The 18,384-nt window shown below is 47.2% G+C and carries 16 protein-coding genes and 1 pseudogene; 15 read left to right on the top strand and 2 right to left on the bottom strand.

The annotated features are described in order from the left end of the window. Positions 1–123 precede the first annotated feature (123 nt). Positions 124–1,482, top strand: a complete 1,359-nt coding sequence (locus EKM92_RS02020; protein WP_125707357.1) for an RNA-guided endonuclease InsQ/TnpB family protein — start codon at positions 124–126, stop codon at positions 1,480–1,482. Positions 1,483–1,762: 280 nt separating this feature from the next. On the opposite strand, the pseudogene EKM92_RS02015 reads toward EKM92_RS02020, so the two are convergent. After that, positions 1,763–1,933 (bottom strand): annotated as a pseudogene (locus EKM92_RS02015) (redoxin domain-containing protein); the annotation flags it as partial. A 453-nt stretch (positions 1,934–2,386) separates the two neighbouring features. On the opposite strand from EKM92_RS02015, the gene EKM92_RS02010 reads away from it, so the two are divergent. The 12 genes from EKM92_RS02010 to EKM92_RS01955 all read left to right on the top strand — a co-directional run bounded on the left by EKM92_RS02010 (position 2,387) and on the right by EKM92_RS01955 (position 15,581). After that, complete coding sequence (locus EKM92_RS02010) at positions 2,387–3,235, top strand: PRD domain-containing protein (RefSeq protein ID WP_125707355.1); 849 nt, start codon at positions 2,387–2,389, stop codon at positions 3,233–3,235. Between the two features lie 90 nt (positions 3,236–3,325). Next, positions 3,326–5,302, top strand: coding sequence for a beta-glucoside-specific PTS transporter subunit IIABC (locus EKM92_RS02005; protein ID WP_125707353.1), 1,977 nt, complete (start codon positions 3,326–3,328; stop codon positions 5,300–5,302). 13 nt (positions 5,303–5,315) lie between these two features. Next, the gene (locus EKM92_RS02000; RefSeq protein ID WP_125707351.1) at positions 5,316–6,776 is read left to right on the top strand and encodes a glycoside hydrolase family 1 protein; all 1,461 of its coding nucleotides are present in this window, start codon (positions 5,316–5,318) and stop codon (positions 6,774–6,776) included. Positions 6,777–7,000: 224 nt separating this feature from the next. Next, positions 7,001–7,387, top strand: coding sequence for a plasmid pRiA4b ORF-3 family protein (locus EKM92_RS01995; protein ID WP_125707349.1), 387 nt, complete (start codon positions 7,001–7,003; stop codon positions 7,385–7,387). A 276-nt stretch (positions 7,388–7,663) separates the two neighbouring features. Next, the gene (locus EKM92_RS01990; protein WP_082611765.1) at positions 7,664–7,828 is read left to right on the top strand and encodes a PspC domain-containing protein; all 165 of its coding nucleotides are present in this window, start codon (positions 7,664–7,666) and stop codon (positions 7,826–7,828) included. 144 nt (positions 7,829–7,972) lie between these two features. Beyond that, on the top strand, positions 7,973–8,803 hold the full coding sequence (nadE, locus tag EKM92_RS01985) for an ammonia-dependent NAD(+) synthetase (protein ID WP_125707347.1): 831 nt from the start codon (positions 7,973–7,975) through the stop codon (positions 8,801–8,803). Between the two features lie 206 nt (positions 8,804–9,009). Continuing rightward, positions 9,010–11,661, top strand: a complete 2,652-nt coding sequence (locus EKM92_RS01980) for a cation-translocating P-type ATPase (protein ID WP_125707345.1) — start codon at positions 9,010–9,012, stop codon at positions 11,659–11,661. A gap of 308 nt (positions 11,662–11,969) precedes the next feature. Next, positions 11,970–12,419, top strand: coding sequence for a hypothetical protein (locus EKM92_RS01975; RefSeq protein WP_125707343.1), 450 nt, complete (start codon positions 11,970–11,972; stop codon positions 12,417–12,419). 9 nt (positions 12,420–12,428) lie between these two features. Beyond that, the gene (trpX, locus tag EKM92_RS01970) at positions 12,429–13,427 is read left to right on the top strand and encodes a tryptophan ABC transporter substrate-binding protein (RefSeq protein WP_125707341.1); all 999 of its coding nucleotides are present in this window, start codon (positions 12,429–12,431) and stop codon (positions 13,425–13,427) included. Beyond that, positions 13,424–14,323, top strand: a complete 900-nt coding sequence (locus EKM92_RS01965) for an ABC transporter permease (RefSeq protein ID WP_125707339.1) — start codon at positions 13,424–13,426, stop codon at positions 14,321–14,323. Before trpX ends, EKM92_RS01965 begins: the two co-directional genes overlap by 4 nt. After that, positions 14,316–15,071: an ABC transporter ATP-binding protein gene (locus EKM92_RS01960; protein ID WP_125707337.1), complete on the top strand. Its 756-nt coding sequence runs from the start codon at positions 14,316–14,318 to the stop codon at positions 15,069–15,071. Before EKM92_RS01965 ends, EKM92_RS01960 begins: the two co-directional genes overlap by 8 nt. A gap of 72 nt (positions 15,072–15,143) precedes the next feature. Further along, on the top strand, positions 15,144–15,581 hold the full coding sequence (locus tag EKM92_RS01955) for a SprT family protein (protein ID WP_125707336.1): 438 nt from the start codon (positions 15,144–15,146) through the stop codon (positions 15,579–15,581). On the opposite strand, the gene EKM92_RS01950 is transcribed toward EKM92_RS01955, so the two are convergent. Beyond that, positions 15,564–16,028, bottom strand: a complete 465-nt coding sequence (locus EKM92_RS01950) for a GNAT family N-acetyltransferase (RefSeq protein ID WP_125707334.1) — start codon at positions 16,026–16,028, stop codon at positions 15,564–15,566. The genes EKM92_RS01955 and EKM92_RS01950 overlap by 18 nt on opposite strands. Before the next feature lie 121 nt (positions 16,029–16,149). Between EKM92_RS01950 and EKM92_RS01945 the strand changes: the two genes are divergently transcribed. Continuing rightward, positions 16,150–17,163: a glycosyltransferase family 2 protein gene (locus EKM92_RS01945; RefSeq protein ID WP_125707332.1), complete on the top strand. Its 1,014-nt coding sequence runs from the start codon at positions 16,150–16,152 to the stop codon at positions 17,161–17,163. Positions 17,164–17,242: 79 nt separating this feature from the next. After that, positions 17,243–18,352, top strand: a complete 1,110-nt coding sequence (glf, locus tag EKM92_RS01940; RefSeq protein WP_125707330.1) for a UDP-galactopyranose mutase — start codon at positions 17,243–17,245, stop codon at positions 18,350–18,352. Positions 18,353–18,384 lie beyond the last annotated feature (32 nt).

Raw genomic sequence — 18,384 nt, 5'->3', positions numbered from 1 at the left:
GCAAACCCAGGAATTCATTCCTGGGAAGAATTAGCGCTTAGACAGGCTGTTTTTGTTTTTTTAATTTTAAATTCGAACGCTTGTTTGCTATAATGAAGTCATCAAATTCAAGGAGATTTCATTATGGCTGAGCCCTGGGTACAGGAAAAACGCAGCCGTTCCAAGACGTTTGCGTTCACCGAAAAGTTTAAAGTCACATTATCAAGCAATCAAATCCTCCAACATGAGTGCGCCTTATTGGTTCAAGATCAGTTATTTAATTATTCGTTGAATTATATGTACAAAACTTATGGCCGGAAGCATATTGACAGAAATATTCCGACTGGTATCAACCGACACAAGCTCATCAATCACATCATCAAGCTGTTTCTCAATGAGAAGTACCAGCTTAATCGCTGGAGTCACAAAGTCTTGTTCCTGTCCTCGCACAATGCCCAATTATTTCTTCAGACTCTGATCGTCAGCTTTACAGAATATCAGAAACAGTTACGCGCGGGCTTTAAATGGTCAGACAGAGTCAAGTTTCAATACAAACAAAACATCATCAAAGACAAACGCGGCAAACACAAGAACCCGCATCATAACAGTTGGTACAAGCGCGGGCATCTGCGTTTTAATTTGAAATCAAAAACTCGAGCGGTTGAGATTCAAAAGAATACGCCGATTCAAGTGCTTTCAGCGCATGTGATCAAAGTCCCTAACTTTGGCATCCTGCATTTACACAAGAGCTCAAAGGAATATGACTTCTCAGATGTCAAGATCATCAAACTCAAACGTAAAGGCGACAACACTTATCAACTTCAAATTGTGCATGTTCAACCAAAGGCCGAAGCTAACGTGAAAGCAGAACCAGCGATCGGTATCGATTGGAACATGACTAACAACGTTGCTTATCATGATTCCAACAACAAACAATATCCATTACCGCTACAGGTGATTACTAAAGCTGATTGCTATGAACACCTAATCAACAAATTTAAAAGTAAGCGCAGCCTTATGCATGGAAGTGCCAACAATATCACCAAGAAGATTCAACGCCTTTCTGCCAAACGTGCCCAACTATTAAATGAAGCCTATCGTCAGTTGGCCATTAAGCTTGTTGCTCCAATTAAACTCTTAGTGATGGAGAGGCTCGCTGCCAACGACATGCGCAAGTCCACAGGTAAAGCTAAGAATCGTAAGCTTGCTTTGTTAAAGCCATACGAAGCTAAGCAAGTCATTGAGAATCGCGCGTTCAAACAAGGTGTGACTGTCGTTGAAGTCGATGCCTACAAAACTAGCCAAGTGGAATATGGCACTGAGGTCATCGACAAGCATCCATTATCTCAACGTGAATGGATCAGTCCAGTTACAGGTAAAGTGATCGATCGCGATCATAACGCCGCGCAAAACATCTTAGCATGGGGCTTACATCCAAGTCGTCACATCAAGGTAAAAATCTTTCCTAAAGTCACCGCCGCCATGGTCAGTTCAATTATTTAGTCAGAGTCGTCATCGATTTAATTAAACAGGGAGAACAGAACAACTTCCTCCGACCAGTAAAGAAATTAGGGATCAGTTGGTCGCAAAGTAAACAAAGACCTGATTACAAGCGTATACCGTTGACCTTCAAATGGAAACATTTGTGGCAAAACACGGTCGTTGTGGTGAGAGTTCGGGCCACCCTAATGGCCTTGTAGAGATCATGAATACTTCTTATGACTCGCAGTTTACGATGTTTTCAAGAGAGATCTTGGAAACTCGGGAATTTATTCCCGAGTAGTTCATCTTGCAAGTCTTCCAATTCTGTTGGGCACACGAATGAAAAGTCTGCGGGGTAAAACATCACCACGCTCCAGTGACAGTTCAAGTCCGAATCGGTAATGGTGGTAAATTCTCCTTTAAGAGAGGCATCTGCTTTGAATGGTTCGATCGCTTTTCCTACTAAACGAATTGTGAAATTCCTGCTTAGATTTGACTACGGTTCTACCATATATTGTAATCATTCTAAATCAGTCCTTGACTTTTCCCGACAAATTGAAACCGCCTGCAGCCTTACTCCTGCAGGCGGTAAACTTTTTTAATGATTCTAATTTAGGAAATTCAAGGCGGCGTTATTGTTCACTTAAATCATGTAGGTCGCCTGGTTTGCCGAATCGATAGTCAGTGAACCCCTCGCCTTCAAAAGCGCACTCAGCCTAAGCCAGCCAAGGGCTCAGGCCAATTTCGACAGGTAAGCAGTGAAACTTTTTGAAGAAAGCGTTTGACAAGTTCTTTAGAAACCGTTAACATTTAACTCGTAAAGATAGCGTGTTACGGTTCGGCCGGCATAACCTACATTACACACGTACGTACGTGGAAATTGTAGGCTTTTTTTATGCAATTCATTCAGTGAGGAGGCGTTTCAATGCAGTACGTCAAAAATTTCAATAACAACGCCGCGCTGGTTGAAGACGCCCAAGGCACTGAATGGATCGTGTTAGGCAATGGTATTGGCTTCGGCCACAAACCAGGGGATCTTATTGATGAGAATAACGTCGCGCGGTACTTCAAAGCAGACGCTGATCATCGCGAGTCCCTCGACAACTTGCAGAATTTCGATGCTGAGATCACTGATGCCACTTTGGCAGTGGTCAAAGCGGTTGAAGCAGAGCTAGGGGTAAAGTTCACCGATTATCAATATTTGATCTTAGCCGATCATATCGATTTTGCGGTGAAGCGAGCTGACTCTGGGGTAACGTTGTCAGATCCAGCTAGCAAATGGGAAGTGCGGCGCTTATTCCCGAAAGAATTTGAAGCGGCTCGCAGAGCCATTTTACAACTGGATGCGACTTTAGGCATTGATCTTCCAGAAGATGAAGCGTCGTTTTTAACTTATCACTTTGTCAATGTGGAAAATGAGCAAGAGAAGTTGCAAGATACCATTGCGATCTCAAAGCTCACTGCCAGCGTCATCAAAATCGTGCAATTGCAATATCAAACGACTTTAGACGCGGAATCATTCAATTACAGTCGCTTCGTGTCGCATTTGCGGTATTTCTTTATCCGCATGCTTAAAGGCGACAAAGAACCTAGTGAAGCCTTGGATCCTAGTTTATTGATCTTAATGCAAAGCAAATACCCTAGAGAATATGGGGTGGTTGAGATCATTGCGAAATATCTCAACAAAGCGCATGGTTGGCACGTTTCTGACAACGATAAGGTGTATTTGACCTTACATGTTTGGCGCGTGACCCATCGCGAAGAAACCAAATAACGGGTGTGTTACTGCACAGCAGGCATTAACCCAAGGCACGTCAAGATTTTGGCGCGACTTGGGTTTTTGTGTTTTAAAAGGAGAAAAATTATGGCTTATGAAAAATTAGCTGACGAGATCATGAAAGGTGTCGGCGGCAAAGAAAATGTTAACAGCGTGGTGCATTGTACCACACGGCTACGGTTCAAACTCAAAGATGAATCTGTTGCCCAAACGGAAAAGCTCAAAAACACCGATGGCGTCGTCACTGTCGTCAAAAGTGGTGGCCAGTATCAAGTGGTCATTGGTAATCAAGTCGCAGACGTTTACGACACCTTGATCAAGCAAACTGGCTTAGCAGATGGTGGTCAAGTCCCTGATGATGATCCAGATGATGGCAAAAAGTTAAGTGTCTTAGATAAATTCATCGACTTGATCTCAGGCATTTTCACCCCAGCGCTTGGGGTATTGGCAGCCACAGGGATGATCAAAGGCTTCAATGCGATGTTCAGCTCTTTAGGGTGGATCTCCCAAACTGGTGGCACTTACATTATTTTAAATGCCATTGGGGATTCGTTCTTCTACTTCTTGCCAATTTTGTTAGGGTATTCAGCAGCTAAGAAGTTCAAACTTGATAGCTTCATCGGCATGGCAATCGGTGCGGCGTTAGTTTATCCGAATTTAGTCGCCATGGTCCCAGCAAATGTTGCCAGTTCAACGAAGCCTTTGATGACGATGTTTGCCGGCACCTTCTTGGAAACCCCAGTTTATATGAAGTTTTTAGGGATCCCAGTGTTGATGATGAATTACACCAGTTCAGTGGTGCCAGTCATCGTGTCGGTATACTTTGCCGCCAAACTCAAAAAGTGGCTGGATAAAGTGATCCCAACTGTGGTTAAAACTTTCGTCTCACCATTTTGTACGTTGTTGATCATTGTGCCGCTGACGTTATTGATCATCGGACCGATCATTTCTTGGTTAAGTGAAGCAGTATCTGCTGGGGTCGTTGGGTTGTACAACTTAGCACCAGTGGTTGCAGGGTTGATCTTAGGCGGCTTCTGGCAAGTGCTTGTGATCTTCGGTTTACATTGGGGCTTGATCCCAGTGGCGATGTTGAATGTCTCCAACTTAGGCCATGATCCGATTTTAGCGGAAATCGTCAGTGCCTCATTTGCCCAAATCGGGGTCGTGTTAGCGATCACCTTACGAACTAAGAATGTGAAGCTCAAAGGTTTAGGGATCTCGGCGTTTATCTCAGGGATCTTCGGGGTCACTGAACCCGCAATTTACGGGATCACGTTACCTCGGAAAAAGACTTTCGTGTTCTCATTAATCGGCGCTGGTATCGGTGGCGCGTTGATCGGGTTGTTCGGTAGCCAACTTTATATGATGGGCGGCATGGGGGTCTTCCAATTCCCAGCCATGATCAATCCTAAATCTGGGATGGATATGAGTTTCTATGGGATGTTGTTGGCTTGTGCCGTCGCTTTTGTGATCGGGTTCTTGTTAACCTTATTGTTTGCTAAGAAAACGGATATCGATCCTGAACTTGAAACTGTGGCACCTGCAGCTGCTGATGATGCAGACATTCAACCAGTGGCAACAGTTTCGACTGATGCCCAAGCAGAAGTTGAAGATGAAGTGTTACTGGCCCCAGTATCAGGGGATGCCATTAAGTTGACCGATGTCAAAGATCCCGTGTTTGCTTCTGAATCGATGGGGCAAGGCGCGGCAATCGAGCCGACTGGCGAAGATGTTTACGCACCGGCTGCAGGGACTGTCGCTTTAGTCTTTCCAACGAAACATGCGATCGGCTTGCATACCAATGGTGGTGCCGATATTTTGATCCACATTGGCATGGACACGGTGCAATTAGAAGGCAAACACTTTGAATCATTCGTCAAACAAGGTGAAACCGTGACTGCAGGTCAAAAGTTGATGCATTTTGATAAAGCCGCCATTGAAGCTGCCGGCTACTCAGTGACCACACCGATCATCATTACCAACACCACCAGTTACAGTTCAGTCAATGGCTTGAGCAATCAACCAGTGGCAGTCGGCGATGATTTGATCACATTGAAAAAATAGGAGGAACACATACATGACGCAATTTCCAAAAGGCTTTTTATGGGGCGGTGCGACTGCTGCGAATCAATATGAAGGGGCTTGGCAAGCAGATGGTAAAGGCGAAAGTACTGCGGACCACTTGTTAGGCGGGACCTTTGAAACGCCACGGCGGTTTGTTGAAGATGCGACTCAACCTGGCTACTTCCCATCACATGACGCCTCTGATGGTTATCATCACACCGAAGAAGACATTAAGTTGATGGCAGGGATGGGCTTTAAGCTGTACCGCTTGTCGATCGCTTGGACGCGCATTTTCCCAAATGGTGATGAGAAAGAACCTAACCGCGCTGGTTTAGACTATTATCGCCATGTGTTTGAACTGTGTCATCAATATGGAATCGAACCGTTAGTGACGATCTCTCATTATGAAATGCCTTATCATTTGACCAAAGCATACGGTGGTTGGGGCAATCGCAAAGTGATCGATTTTTACGTGAACTATGCGACGACGTTGTTTAAAGAATTCTCAGGGCTGGTGAAATATTGGTTGACCTTCAATGAGATCAACATCGGCTTTATGCTTGGCGGCTATATGTCATTGGGGTTGCCGACGCCTGATGGTTCCTCACCTTTATTAGGTGAACAAAATGACGCCGCGATTCAAGCGGCCTTGCAAGGGTTGCATCATCAATTCGTCGCTTCCGCTAAAGCCGTCCAAATCGGTCACGCGATCGATCCCAACAACTTGATCGGCTGCATGATCGCTGGGCAAGTCACTTATCCTTTGACTGCGTCACCTGAAGATGTCCTGCTCGCCCAACAAACCAACGAACTTAACAATTTCTATTGCGGGGATGTCCAAGTGCGTGGCGCTTATCCTGACTTTGCCAAGCGCTACTGGACCAAGCACCATGTGGTATTAGACATTGATGAAACTGACGCAGAAACTTTGGCTGCAGGGAAAGTTGATTTTTACACCTTCTCCTATTATTCTTCCAGCGCCGAAACTGCCGATCAGTCGAAACGCGAATCCACTGGTAACATGTCCTTTGGCGTGAAGAACCCATATTTGAAATATAGTGAATGGGGCTGGTCGACGGATCCATCAGGCTTGCGGTGGTATCTCAATGAAGTCAATAGTCGCTACCAAATTCCAATGATGGTTGTTGAAAATGGTCTTGGCGCCGTCGACGAGAAAACTGCTGACGGGAAGATCTATGATGATTACCGCATCGATTACTTGAAGCAGCACCTTGCTGCAATGAGTGATGCCTTAGCCGATGGCGTCAATTTGATCGGCTACACCACTTGGGGTTGGATCGACATTGTGTCTGCTGGGACTGGTCAAATGGCAAAACGTTACGGTTTTGTCTATGTCGATCGCAATGATGATCAACAAGGAGATTACGCTCGGACACCAAAGAAGAGTTATTACTGGTACAAAGACGTGATCGCAAACAATGGGTCTGATTTAGATCCTGATGTGAGATATTAATGGGTTGCATCCACTTCAAATGGTGACGAAGTTTAAGCTGACACACGACAATGACTGGACGTTTATCGTGTTTGTTGAAAGCATCTTCTGCGGAAGGTGCTTTTTACATGGCAATAAATCGTACTTTTACCGCTTCCAGGGTAAAATACAATCTGTCGCATGAATAAAGGAGTCGCTAGGACTGAAGCCTTGATCTTAAGAATCACTCTTGAACACCGCAAACATTGACTTGGCAGCGGCTTGCAGTCCCCACCAGCACCACTTATGCGCAACTGCATATGATCATTCAAGCGGCGTTTGCATGGGATAATTATCATATGTACGGCTTTTACCCGGCGTGGAATCGTGAATTGACCTATGACGACACCAGTGCCGATCCTTATGCAGAAGGCACCGATGCGGCAACTGCGCAGATTTTACCGGACTTGCAAAAAGGCACTGTCCAATACACTTATGATTTTGGCGAGTCATGGGATCATCGCATTCAACTCGAAGAAACTCGCGACGTCAAGCGACCTTTGCCAATTTGTTTAGCTGGGCGCGGTGCTGGGTTTTACGAAGATGGTTTAGGGGTGCGTGAAGAAGCGTTTGACCTTGATGCCGTCAACTAAGACCTTCAAGACGCCTCGATGTTAAGCGATTTGCGGTCAACATCAAAGAAACAAGCGCAACGTTTGATCTCGGCGATGCAAAAACCACTGGCAAGTCGGAAAAAATCGTCGCCTTCAAACCGCGCAAATAGCTTCACCAAAAAGCGTTTTGACAACAGTCGGAACGCTTTTTGATTGCCATCAGACTTTCGCCTGAGACATAAATCCTGCCAAAGCCGCGAGTACTTTTGCCAGAAACTTGCTATTGTATGGTTGTACAAAGGGAGGAGCTTTAAAATGGGATTGCATAAATCATTAGACAACCGCGTATTTGCAGGGGTATGTGGCGGGATCGCTGAAAGTTTAAACGTCGATGCGATTTGGATCCGCTTGTTATTTGTTTTCGGCGGTGGGCTGTTGTTTTGGGTCTACTTAGCCTTATGGTTGGCGTTACCAGAATAATTAAATCAAGACTTGCCCAGCGACGAACGCTGAGCAAGTCTTTTACATTGTGGTTGTGAGGATTTCTGACTTGTTTCATTGCGTGCACCAACGTATTGGGCGTATGATAAACCCGACACCTTACAAAGGAGACGTTCAAACAACATGCGCCCATTACAACAAGAGATCATCAAAGCTTTACATGTCCAACCAACCATCGATCCGAAAAAAGAAATTCGTCGCAGTGTCGACTTTCTGAAAAGTTACCTCACCCATTACAGTGGGTTAAAAACCTTAGTCCTCGGTATTTCTGGCGGCCAAGATTCTACCCTTGCCGGTAAACTTGCGGAAATCGCAGTCACTGAACTGCGCGCCGAAACTGGCGACGCGGATTACCAATTCATCGCGGTGCGCTTACCTTATGGCGAACAAGCAGACGAAGCAGATGCGATGGCTGCCATCGACTTTATGCAAGCAGACCAAACCACGCGCGTTAACATCAAACCATCTGTTGATGCGATGGTGCAAGCCGTAGAAGCTAACGACTTGACGGTCACTGACTTCAACAAAGGTAACATCAAAGCGCGTGCCCGGATGATCGCCCAATACGCCATCGCTGGTGCCCAAGCTGGTGTTGTGATCGGCACGGACCATGCAGCTGAAGCAATCACTGGTTTTTACACCAAGTTCGGTGATGGTGGCGCAGACGTCACACCATTGTGGCGGTTGAACAAACGCCAAGGTGCCAGCTTGCTCAAAGCCCTGGGTGCACCAGCGCATTTATATGAGAAAGCACCAACTGCAGACTTGGAAGAAGACCGTCCAGCGTTGCCTGATGAAGTGGCGTTAGGGGTTTCTTATCGCGATATCGACGACTACTTAGAAGGCAAAGCAATCGACACCGCCGCCGCTGAGAAAATCGAAGCTTGGTATCAACGTTCTGCTCATAAGCGTCATTTGCCGATCACCGTATTTGACGACTTTTGGAAAGCATAAGTAAAAATAAATATTATGCTTGCAACTTCACAATGATATCCGGTATACTGAAGTTGTCACATAAGGGAGTAACTAGCGGCGCATCTGCCGCGGCAACGTCACCAACAAGTTATAGCTGGTGTTGCCTTAATTAGTGAGACTTATGAACTGCGCGCGCAGTTTGTAAGCCTCATTTTTTTTACCACAATAAAAAGGAGGACCTCCAATTGACGAAACCCGAATATGCACAAACGATTCAAGAAACGTTGCAAGCAACCAAAAGCCAAGCTGACACTGGCTTAACCACCACTGAAGCCAGTGGGCGTCTGCAACAACATGGTCCTAACGCTTTAGCTACCGGCAAAAAGAAGTCAATGTTGATGCGCTTTGCTGACCAATTCAAAGATTTCATGATCATTGTCTTGTTAGTCGCAGCGTTAGTTGCCGGCTTAATTGTTCATGAATGGGCCGATGCTGGCATTATTTTAGCCGTGGTGATCTTAAACGCGATTTTCGGCGTTTTCCAAGAATCAAAAGCTGAAGAAGCCATCGACGCCTTAGCAAAAATGGCCACCCCAGACGCTCACGTTCGCCGCGACGGCAATGTGTTGACGATCCCCAGCACAGAACTTGTCGTCGGCGACATTGTGCTTGTTGAAGCCGGCGACGTGGTGCCTGCAGATCTGCGATTGATCGAATCAGCAAACTTGAAAATCGAAGAATCGGCGTTAACTGGGGAGTCCGTCCCAGTTGAAAAAGACGTTGACACCTTGCAAGGCGATAACGTTGGCATCGGTGATCGCAGCAACTTAGCGTTTATGAACACCAACATCACCTATGGCCGCGGCGTCGGCGTCGTGATCGCAACTGGGATGCAAACGCAAGTCGGTCAAATCGCGACGATGATCAACACTGCCAAAGAAACGACGACGCCATTGCAAGATAACTTAAAGGCATTAGGGAAGACGCTCACGATCATGATCTTAGTGATCGCAGCCATCGTCTTTGGCGTTGGGATCTGGCGTCACGCTGCTTCAGTGCCAGAAATGTTCTTAACGGCGATTTCCTTAGCTGTCGCTGCTATTCCCGAAGGCTTGCCTGCGATCGTGACGATCATTTTAGCGTTAGGGACTCAGAAAATGGCGAAGCGCTCCGCTTTAGTCCGGAAACTGCCTGCTGTTGAAACCCTTGGCTCCACCGAAATTATCGCTTCTGATAAAACTGGGACGTTGACCCAAAATAAAATGACCGTCGAAAAAGTGTATTATGATGGCCAACTCCATGATGCCTCAGACGGCATCGCCGGCGGGAACTTGTTGATGACGGTGATGAATTTTGCCAACGACACCCAAATTCAACCTGATGGCACGATGCTTGGTGACCCGACGGAAACGGCATTAGTGGCATATGGTCAAAAACAACAGTTTGACCTTGCGGCTGAACTGCAACAAATGCCCCGTGTCGCTGAAGTGCCATTTGATTCTGAACGTAAATTGATGACGACGATTCATCAATTACCAAATGGTCGCTACTTAGTGGCGACCAAAGGCGCACAAGATCAATTGTTGAAACGCGCGACGCAACTTGCGTTTGGCGATCATGCCAATTCGATGACTGAAGGTGACCGTAACGCGATTTTAGATACCAACAAACACCTGGCAACCCAAGCGCTGCGGGTGCTCGGGATGGCGTATAAAGTGGTCGACACGATCCCAGCAACTGTCGATAGTGATTCCGTGGAACATGATTTGATTTTTGCCGGATTAGTGGGGATGATCGATCCTGAACGTCCTGAAGTGCAAGCGGCGGTGGCAGAAGCCAAAGCTGCAGGGATCCGCCCAATGATGATCACCGGCGACCACCAAGATACTGCCGAAGCCATCGCCGGACGGCTTGGGATCATTGAACCAGGCGACGACGCTGCTGTGATCACTGGCGCCCAACTTGATGAACAATCAGACGCAGAGTTCGCCGATAATGTGGAAAAATATTCCGTATACGCGCGTGTGGCGCCTGAACACAAAGTTCGTATCGTCAATGCTTGGCAAGCAAAAGGTAAAGTGGTCGCAATGACTGGCGATGGTGTCAACGATGCCCCAGCATTAAAAGCCGCAGATATCGGCATCGGCATGGGGATCACTGGGACTGAAGTATCTAAAGGTGCTTCCGACATGGTGTTAGCCGATGATAACTTTGCGACGATCGTTACCGCGGTTGAAGAAGGTCGTAAAGTTTTCGCCAACATTCAAAAGTCGATTCAATATCTGTTGTCAGCAAACCTCGGTGAAGTCTTAACGTTATTTATGATGACGATGCTTGGGTGGGACATTTTAGCACCGGTTCACATCTTGTGGATCAACTTAGTCACTGACACTTTCCCAGCGATCGCATTAGGGGTCGAACCCACAGAACCTGGGATCATGAACCAAAAGCCTCGTGGTCGCAAGTCCAACTTCTTCTCCGGCGGCGTCGGTCCGGCAGTGATCTGGCAAGGGTTGTTAGAAGGTGGCTTAACGCTTGGCGTATACTTCATCGCCATCACTTGGCCAGTCCATGCGACCAACGCCGCGATCCACGCTGATGCGTTGACGATGGCTTATGCGACACTTGGTTTGATCCAACTGTTCCATGCCTTCAACGTGAAGTCTGTACATCAAAGTCTTTTCACTGTCGGCTTGTTCCGCAACCGGGCATTTAACTGGGCGATTTTAGCAAGTTTCTTGTTGCTTGCTGTCACGATCTTAGTGCCAGGGTTCAACGGCTTGTTCCATGTGACCAGCCTCGCCTTATCCCAATGGGGTGTGGTGCTTGGCGCCGGGTTCTTGATCATTGTGATCGTCGAGATCGTGAAGTTCGTCCAACGCAAAATCGCAAAATAATGATTGACATGTCACACGGTGATATGACACAATGATGATATGTTTCAGGAGTGCTGACTCCTGCTAATGAATCTGATACTGATCCGGGACTTAAGGGCCCGTGGGTGGCAGGTACCAAAAAAACCTGTGAGTGACGCAGACCTGTATTCCCTGTGTTTTCAGGGATGATCCTGGCCTGTGGATGGCAGACATCAATAAAATCAGCGTAGTCCAGCAGCGATGCTGGGCTTTTTTCATACAACCGTCGAAACGTGTCACGCAAGCGTTTTTCTGTTAGAATGGACGAGATAACAATTGGAGGAATTATAATGGCTAAAATGAACAAAACACAATTGAAATTGATGCATTATGCGCAACTGATCAACTTGATCATGGACGACACGGAAGCCGAACAAGATCAAATGAGTCCTAAATTTGATGCGTTGAAGCAAGCGCTGCTCGATGGCACCATGGGCGAATTCGACACTGACGAATATGCCAAGACGATCGCTAGCTTCCAAGATGGTACCGACCATTATGCCGGCATGTTGGAAAAGCTTGAAGCTGCTAAAGTCCCAGCGAAGTTGATGGGGAACCACAAGTTGTTGACCACTGCTTTTGCAGATTTTCAAAAAGGTTGCCAAGATATGGTCGATGCTTTGCATGAAAGTCCTGCGCAATTTGATGAAGGCGCCTTTTCCATGGCGGAAGCCGATCAAGACGCTTCATCCACGCGCATCATGAAATACGTGCAAAAGATCTCCACCATGCTTGGGTAAGGAGCACATATGAAAAGAATGCTCGCCTTGATCGTGGCGCTGCTGACATTTTTAGGCGTCGCGTTCGTCCAAACTGGTGGGGTGCAGACCCTCACCAAACCTGAAACCCCAACTGTCGGCATTTTGCAGTTGGTGACGCATCCAGCACTTGATGCCATCCATAAAGGCATTATCAAAGGCTTAGCAGACAATGGTTATCACGTCGGCAAAAACGTGAAAATCGACTTTCAAAATGCGGAAGCAGATCAAAGTAACTTAAAAACCATGTCTGAGAAGTTCGTCAACGAACACGCTGACGTGATGGTCGGCATTGCGACCCCTTCTGCTCAAGCCCTCGCTGACGCCTCGTCGAAGATCCCGATCATTTTAGGCGCCATCACCGATCCTAAAGGCGCAAAGTTGGTGAATTCCAACACCAAGCCTGGTGGCAACATCACTGGGGTTTCTGACCAAGCGCCGATCAAATCGCAATTGGCGTTGATCCATCAATTGATGCCGCAAGCCAAAACTCTCGGCGTGATCTCTACCTCTTCTGATGATTCCGCCCAAGTCCAAGCAAAAATGGTTGGCCAACTGGCCCCTAAAGCTGGGTTTAAAGTCAAACAATACACCATCAGCTCGACTAACGACTTAAATCAAGTTGCCGGCCAAATGGTCACCCAAGTTGATGCGATCTTCGTGCCGACAGACAACACCATTGCGTCGGCGATGCAAACGTTAGTCCAAGTGGCCAACACCAAGAAGATCCCAGTATTCCCAACTGTGGATACGATGGTCAAACAAGGTGGCGTTGCCACCATTGGCCTCGACCAATTCGAACTCGGCGTCCAAACTGGTAAAATGGTGGCCAATGTGTTGTCAGGTAAATCAAAGCCTGCGACCACACCGATCCATTTTGAAAAAACTGGGAAGCTGATCGTCAACTTGAAACAAGCGAAATTGCTCGGCATCACGATCCCGCAATCCGTGATCGACAAAGCGAAAAAATCCGGGGAGGTCTTCCAATGAGTTTAGGCGTATCTGCCATCGGCCAAGGGCTGTTGTACAGCTTGGTCGGCATTGGCTTATTTTTAACGTTTCGAATTCTCGACTTCCCAGATATGACGGTTGAAGGGACCTTTCCTTTCGGTGCCGCGGTTGCCTGTGCGGCATTGACCCATGGTGCCAGTCCCATTGTGGCGACGTTGTTATCCCTACTTGCAGGGATGGCTGCCGGTGCGGTCACGGGGTTGTTGACGACTAAAGGTCACATTCCGGTGTTGTTAGCAGGGATCTTAGTCATGACTGGTCTTTATTCAGTGAACTTGCGAGTCATGGGACGCGCGAATTTAAGTTTATTGCATCAACCGAACTTATTTAATGCGAAGTGGCTTAAAGCCTTGCCACCATATTTTGACGCGGTTGCTGTCGGTGTGATCGCCTGCATCATCATCGTGGCGCTGTTGATCGTGTTCTTGAACACGCAAATCGGTCAAGCGTTCATTGCTGCAGGGGATAATCCGGCGATGGCAAGAAGTCTCGGCATCGATCCTGATCATCAAATGTTGCTCGGCTTAGTCGTCGGCAACGGCTTGATCGGCTTAGCTGGTGGCCTGCTGGCGCAAAACAATGGTTACGCTGATGTCTCGATGGGCACAGGCGTCATCGTTATTGGGTTAGCGGCGATCATCATCGGCGAAGTCGTCTTTGGTGAATTGACCTTGAGTCAACGGTTAGTCGCTGTGGTCTTAGGGAGTATCTTGTATCGCTTCGTCTTGTTAGTGGTCTTAGCATTAGGCTTTAACGCTAACGATTTGAAATTGTTGTCTGCAATTATTTTGGCGCTGGCGATCATGGTACCGCAAATCGATCATCGTTTGCGGATCAAGCGCACCTTGCGAAATGGGGTGAAAGCCAATGGCTGAGCAATTAAAACTCGACAATGTCGCCGTCAACGTGGTCGCTGACAACACGGTGAAGTCGCTGCTTTCAGGCATCGACTTAACGCTTATGCCTGGCGATTATGTTGCAGTGCTGGGGACGAATGGTGCTGGGAAATCGACAATGTTCAATGCGATCACTGGCGACATTGAATTTGCTGGTGGGACAATCTCACTTGCAGGTCATGATATCACCCATGAAAAACCGGAAAAGCGTGCGCGTTTGATCGCTCGCGTCTTCCAGGATCCGAAAATGGGCACCGCACCGCGGATGAGTGTCGCTGAAAACTTGTTGCTCGCGTCTCGTCGCGGTCAGCGTTTGACTTTAGCGTCACGTGGTTTGAAGGCACAAATGGCGCATTTTGAAGAACTCGCGGCGCAAACTGGTAACGGCTTAGAAAAAGCATTAGATCGCCCGACCGAGTCATTATCTGGTGGTCAACGTCAAGCGTTAAGTTTGTTGATGGCAACGTTGAAGCGGCCTGAGTTATTACTACTTGATGAACATACCGCCGCATTGGATCCGAAAACCAGTGCCTCGATCATGGCGGTCACTGACAAACTGGTCACGCAAGAGCATTTGACTTGCATGATGATCACCCATCATTTGGAAGATGCTTTGAAATACGGCAATCGCTTGATCGTGTTGTCGCAAGGTCGCATTATCAAAGATTTCAACGCTGAACAAAAAGCGGCGTTGACGCGGGCTGACTTGCTCGATTATTTCGGCTAACATTTTAAAACGCTCCGCAAAGTTGATCACAGCTTTGCGGAGCGTTTGTTCACTTATTGAAGAGGTTTAAATTTGTCAGATCAAGAATTACAAGCATTAGTCGCGGAAGTCTCTCAGCAAAGTTTCCACCGGCCGTTTCTCAATGAGGCGCATTTTAACCCGCGATTGAAAACGACTGGTGGTCGTTTCCATTTAAAAGACCACAACTTAGACTTTAATCCCAAGTTATTTGCCGCCATCACTCGCGACCAACAACTCGGGATCATCAAACACGAATTGTGTCACTATCATCTGTATCAAATGCATCGCGGCTATCAACATCGCGATGCCGACTTCAAGGCGTTATTGCAAGCAGTCGGGGGCTCTCGTTTTGCCCCAAGTTTACCGCGCGCGGCAAAATATATTTATGTCTGTGCGCAATGCGGTACAGAATATCGCCGCCAGCGCCGCATCGACACGCGCAAATATGCTTGTGGCAAATGCCACGGGAAATTACACTTGATGCGTTAAGGTGAGGCTTGCCGGCACAAAGCCTAAACGTTGATAGAACTTGCGAGCACCAGTATCTTCACCTAATACATTCAGTTGAATGAATTCACCATCATGGTCGCGGGTCCAGTCAGTTGCTTTCGCCAATAGGGCGCGGCCAATGCCTTGTTGACGCGCAGTTGGCGCAACATACAAGTCGATCACAAAGCCGAAGCGGTGAAACACCACTTCAGGATCAGCTTGCGTTTCTGCCATCACCACGAGCAAAAAGCCCAGCAACTCACCATCAGCTTCTGCTAAAAACACATCAGCGTTAGCATCTTCAATGTAGTCTGTGAAGTAGCCACTTTGATCGATCGGCGCTGGTTGAATGGTTTGTGGGGCTAATTGACTCATTTCTGCAGTGAGGTGCAAGTATTGACGCGCAACGGCAGGCGCATCTTTTGATGTGGCGATCCGAATATCCATGGCAGACTCCTTTTTGAATGATATGTGCTTATTGTAGCACGGGTGATCAGTTTTCTGATAAAATAAGCCTCAGGGCAAGTGGCAAGTCGCGCTTGTTAGTAAATGTAGAAAGCGTGAGAAGTTGTCAGTCCTCAGTTGTATCGTCCCATGTTATAATTCCGCCGCGTATATGCAACATTGCATCGATGAGCTTCTCAAAGCTGGCGACCAAGTGGAAATCGTGATCGTTGATGACGGCTCCACTGATACCACAGCGCACATCGCCGATGATTACGCCGCGCAAGCACCTGACCGTGTCAAAGTGATCCACCAAGTTAACGGCGGCCATGGCAAAGCAATCATGACGGGGCTGGCGAATGCCTCTGGTGACTATTTTAAAGTCGTGGATTCAGATGATTGGCTGGACCTTGAGGCGTTGCAACAAGTGCTGGCGACGTTGTCAGATCCTGCCAATGATTCGCCTGACATGTTGATCACCAATTATGTCTATGACAAAGTCGGCGTCGACCAACAAAAAGTCGTGCGTTTTGCCCATTTGTTGCCGACAGCTCAAACTTGCACTTGGTCGCGGGTCCATGTGCAAACTGGGAAATATTTTTTGATGCATGCGGTGACCTTTAAAACCGCGATGTTGAAAGCCATTCCGTTGTGGTTGCCAGAACACACCTTTTATGAAGATGATCTGTATGTCTTCCAGCCGTTGCCTTACGTCAAAAAACTCCATTATTTGGATGTTGACTTGTATCATTATTTTATCGGCCGCGACGATCAATCCGTCAACGAATCCGTGATGATCAAACGCATTGATCAACAACTGTTCGTCAACCGCACCTTGATCAAAGAATATGGACAAGCCATCAGCCATTGTGATTCATGGCGGTTGCGACGGTACATGCGCAGTTATGTTGCGATCATCACGGCGATTTCGTCAGTGTTGTTGCTGCGAGAAGGCTCTGCGGAAAGCATCGCTAAAAAAACTGAATTATGGCGCTTCATTCGCCACACGCAACCTAGTTTATATGTGCATATGAGAAATGGGTTGATCGGTCATGCGGTGAACTTGCCAGGACCAGTCGGCCGCAAACTCACCGTCAAAGTCTACAGTTTGGCGCAACGTTTATATGGGTTTAATTAATCAGTCGTTTGGCCTTTGCCAAGCGGCTTTTTATATGCAGTGGGCGTATAATTAACCTATTCGACTGGAGGCCAACCACATGAAAATTCTGATCGTCGGGGCAGGCTTGTACGGCGCGGTATGTGCTCATGAACTTGCCAAACTTGGTCACACCATCACCGTGATCGACAAACGCCCACAAATTGCAGGCAATATCTACACCCATGAAGTCGCTGGGATTCAGGTGCATCAATATGGGGCGCATATTTTTCATACCCAAGATCCTGATATTTGGGCGTACATTCAACAATTTGCGACTTTCAACCGCTTCACCAATCAAGTGGTCGCCAATTACAAAGGGGAGTTGTATAACTTACCGTTCAATATGAACACCTTCCATCAAATGTGGGGCGTCAACACCCCGGCAGAAGCGCAAGCGAAGATCCGTGCACAACAAGCTGAACTCGCTGATCGTGAGCCTCAGAACTTGGAAGAACAAGCCATCAAACTAGTTGGCCGCGATATTTACGAAAAGTTGATCAAAGACTACACCACTAAGCAATGGGGGCAAGCACCGAAAGACTTGCCAAGTTTCATTATTCGCCGCTTGCCAGTGCGCTTTAGCTTTGACAACAACTACTTCAACGACCCTTATCAAGGGATCCCCATTGGTGGCTATACGCAAATCATTGCCAAAATGCTCGACCATTCGAATATCGACGTGCGTTTGAATACCGATTTCTTGACTGATCGGAAGACTTGGCTGCAGGACTTTGATCAAATTATTTATACGGGGATGGTTGATGAATTCTGCGATTATCGTTTCGGTGCACTTGGCTATCGCTCACTACGGTTTGAAACGGAAACCAAGCCTGTTGGTAACGTCCAAGGCAACGCGGTGATCAACTATACCGATGCCGACACGCCTTACACGCGGATCATCGAGCACAAGTGGTTTGAGTTTGGCGCCGGTGATCCTGAGCAGTCAGTGATCACCCGTGAATATCCCCAAACATACATCAAAGGGCGCGAACCTTATTACCCGATCAATGATGAAAACAATAATGCCTTGGCCAAACGTTATTTGGACTTTGCCAAAACGCAGTATCCACAGGTGCATTTTGGCGGACGCCTCGGTCTGTACAAATATTATAATATGGACCAAGTGATTGCCTCAGCTTTACACCTTGTGTCTGAATTTTCAAGGTAGCGACTGCGTTTTGTATCATTATTCGATTAATT

Source organism: Lacticaseibacillus porcinae (assembly GCF_003946305.1).
In the GTDB taxonomy this organism is placed as follows: Bacteria; Bacillota; Bacilli; order Lactobacillales; family Lactobacillaceae; genus Lacticaseibacillus; species Lacticaseibacillus porcinae.
The sequence above is the reverse complement of the archived record's forward strand: the minus strand, read 5'-3'. Positions and strand labels throughout refer to the sequence as shown.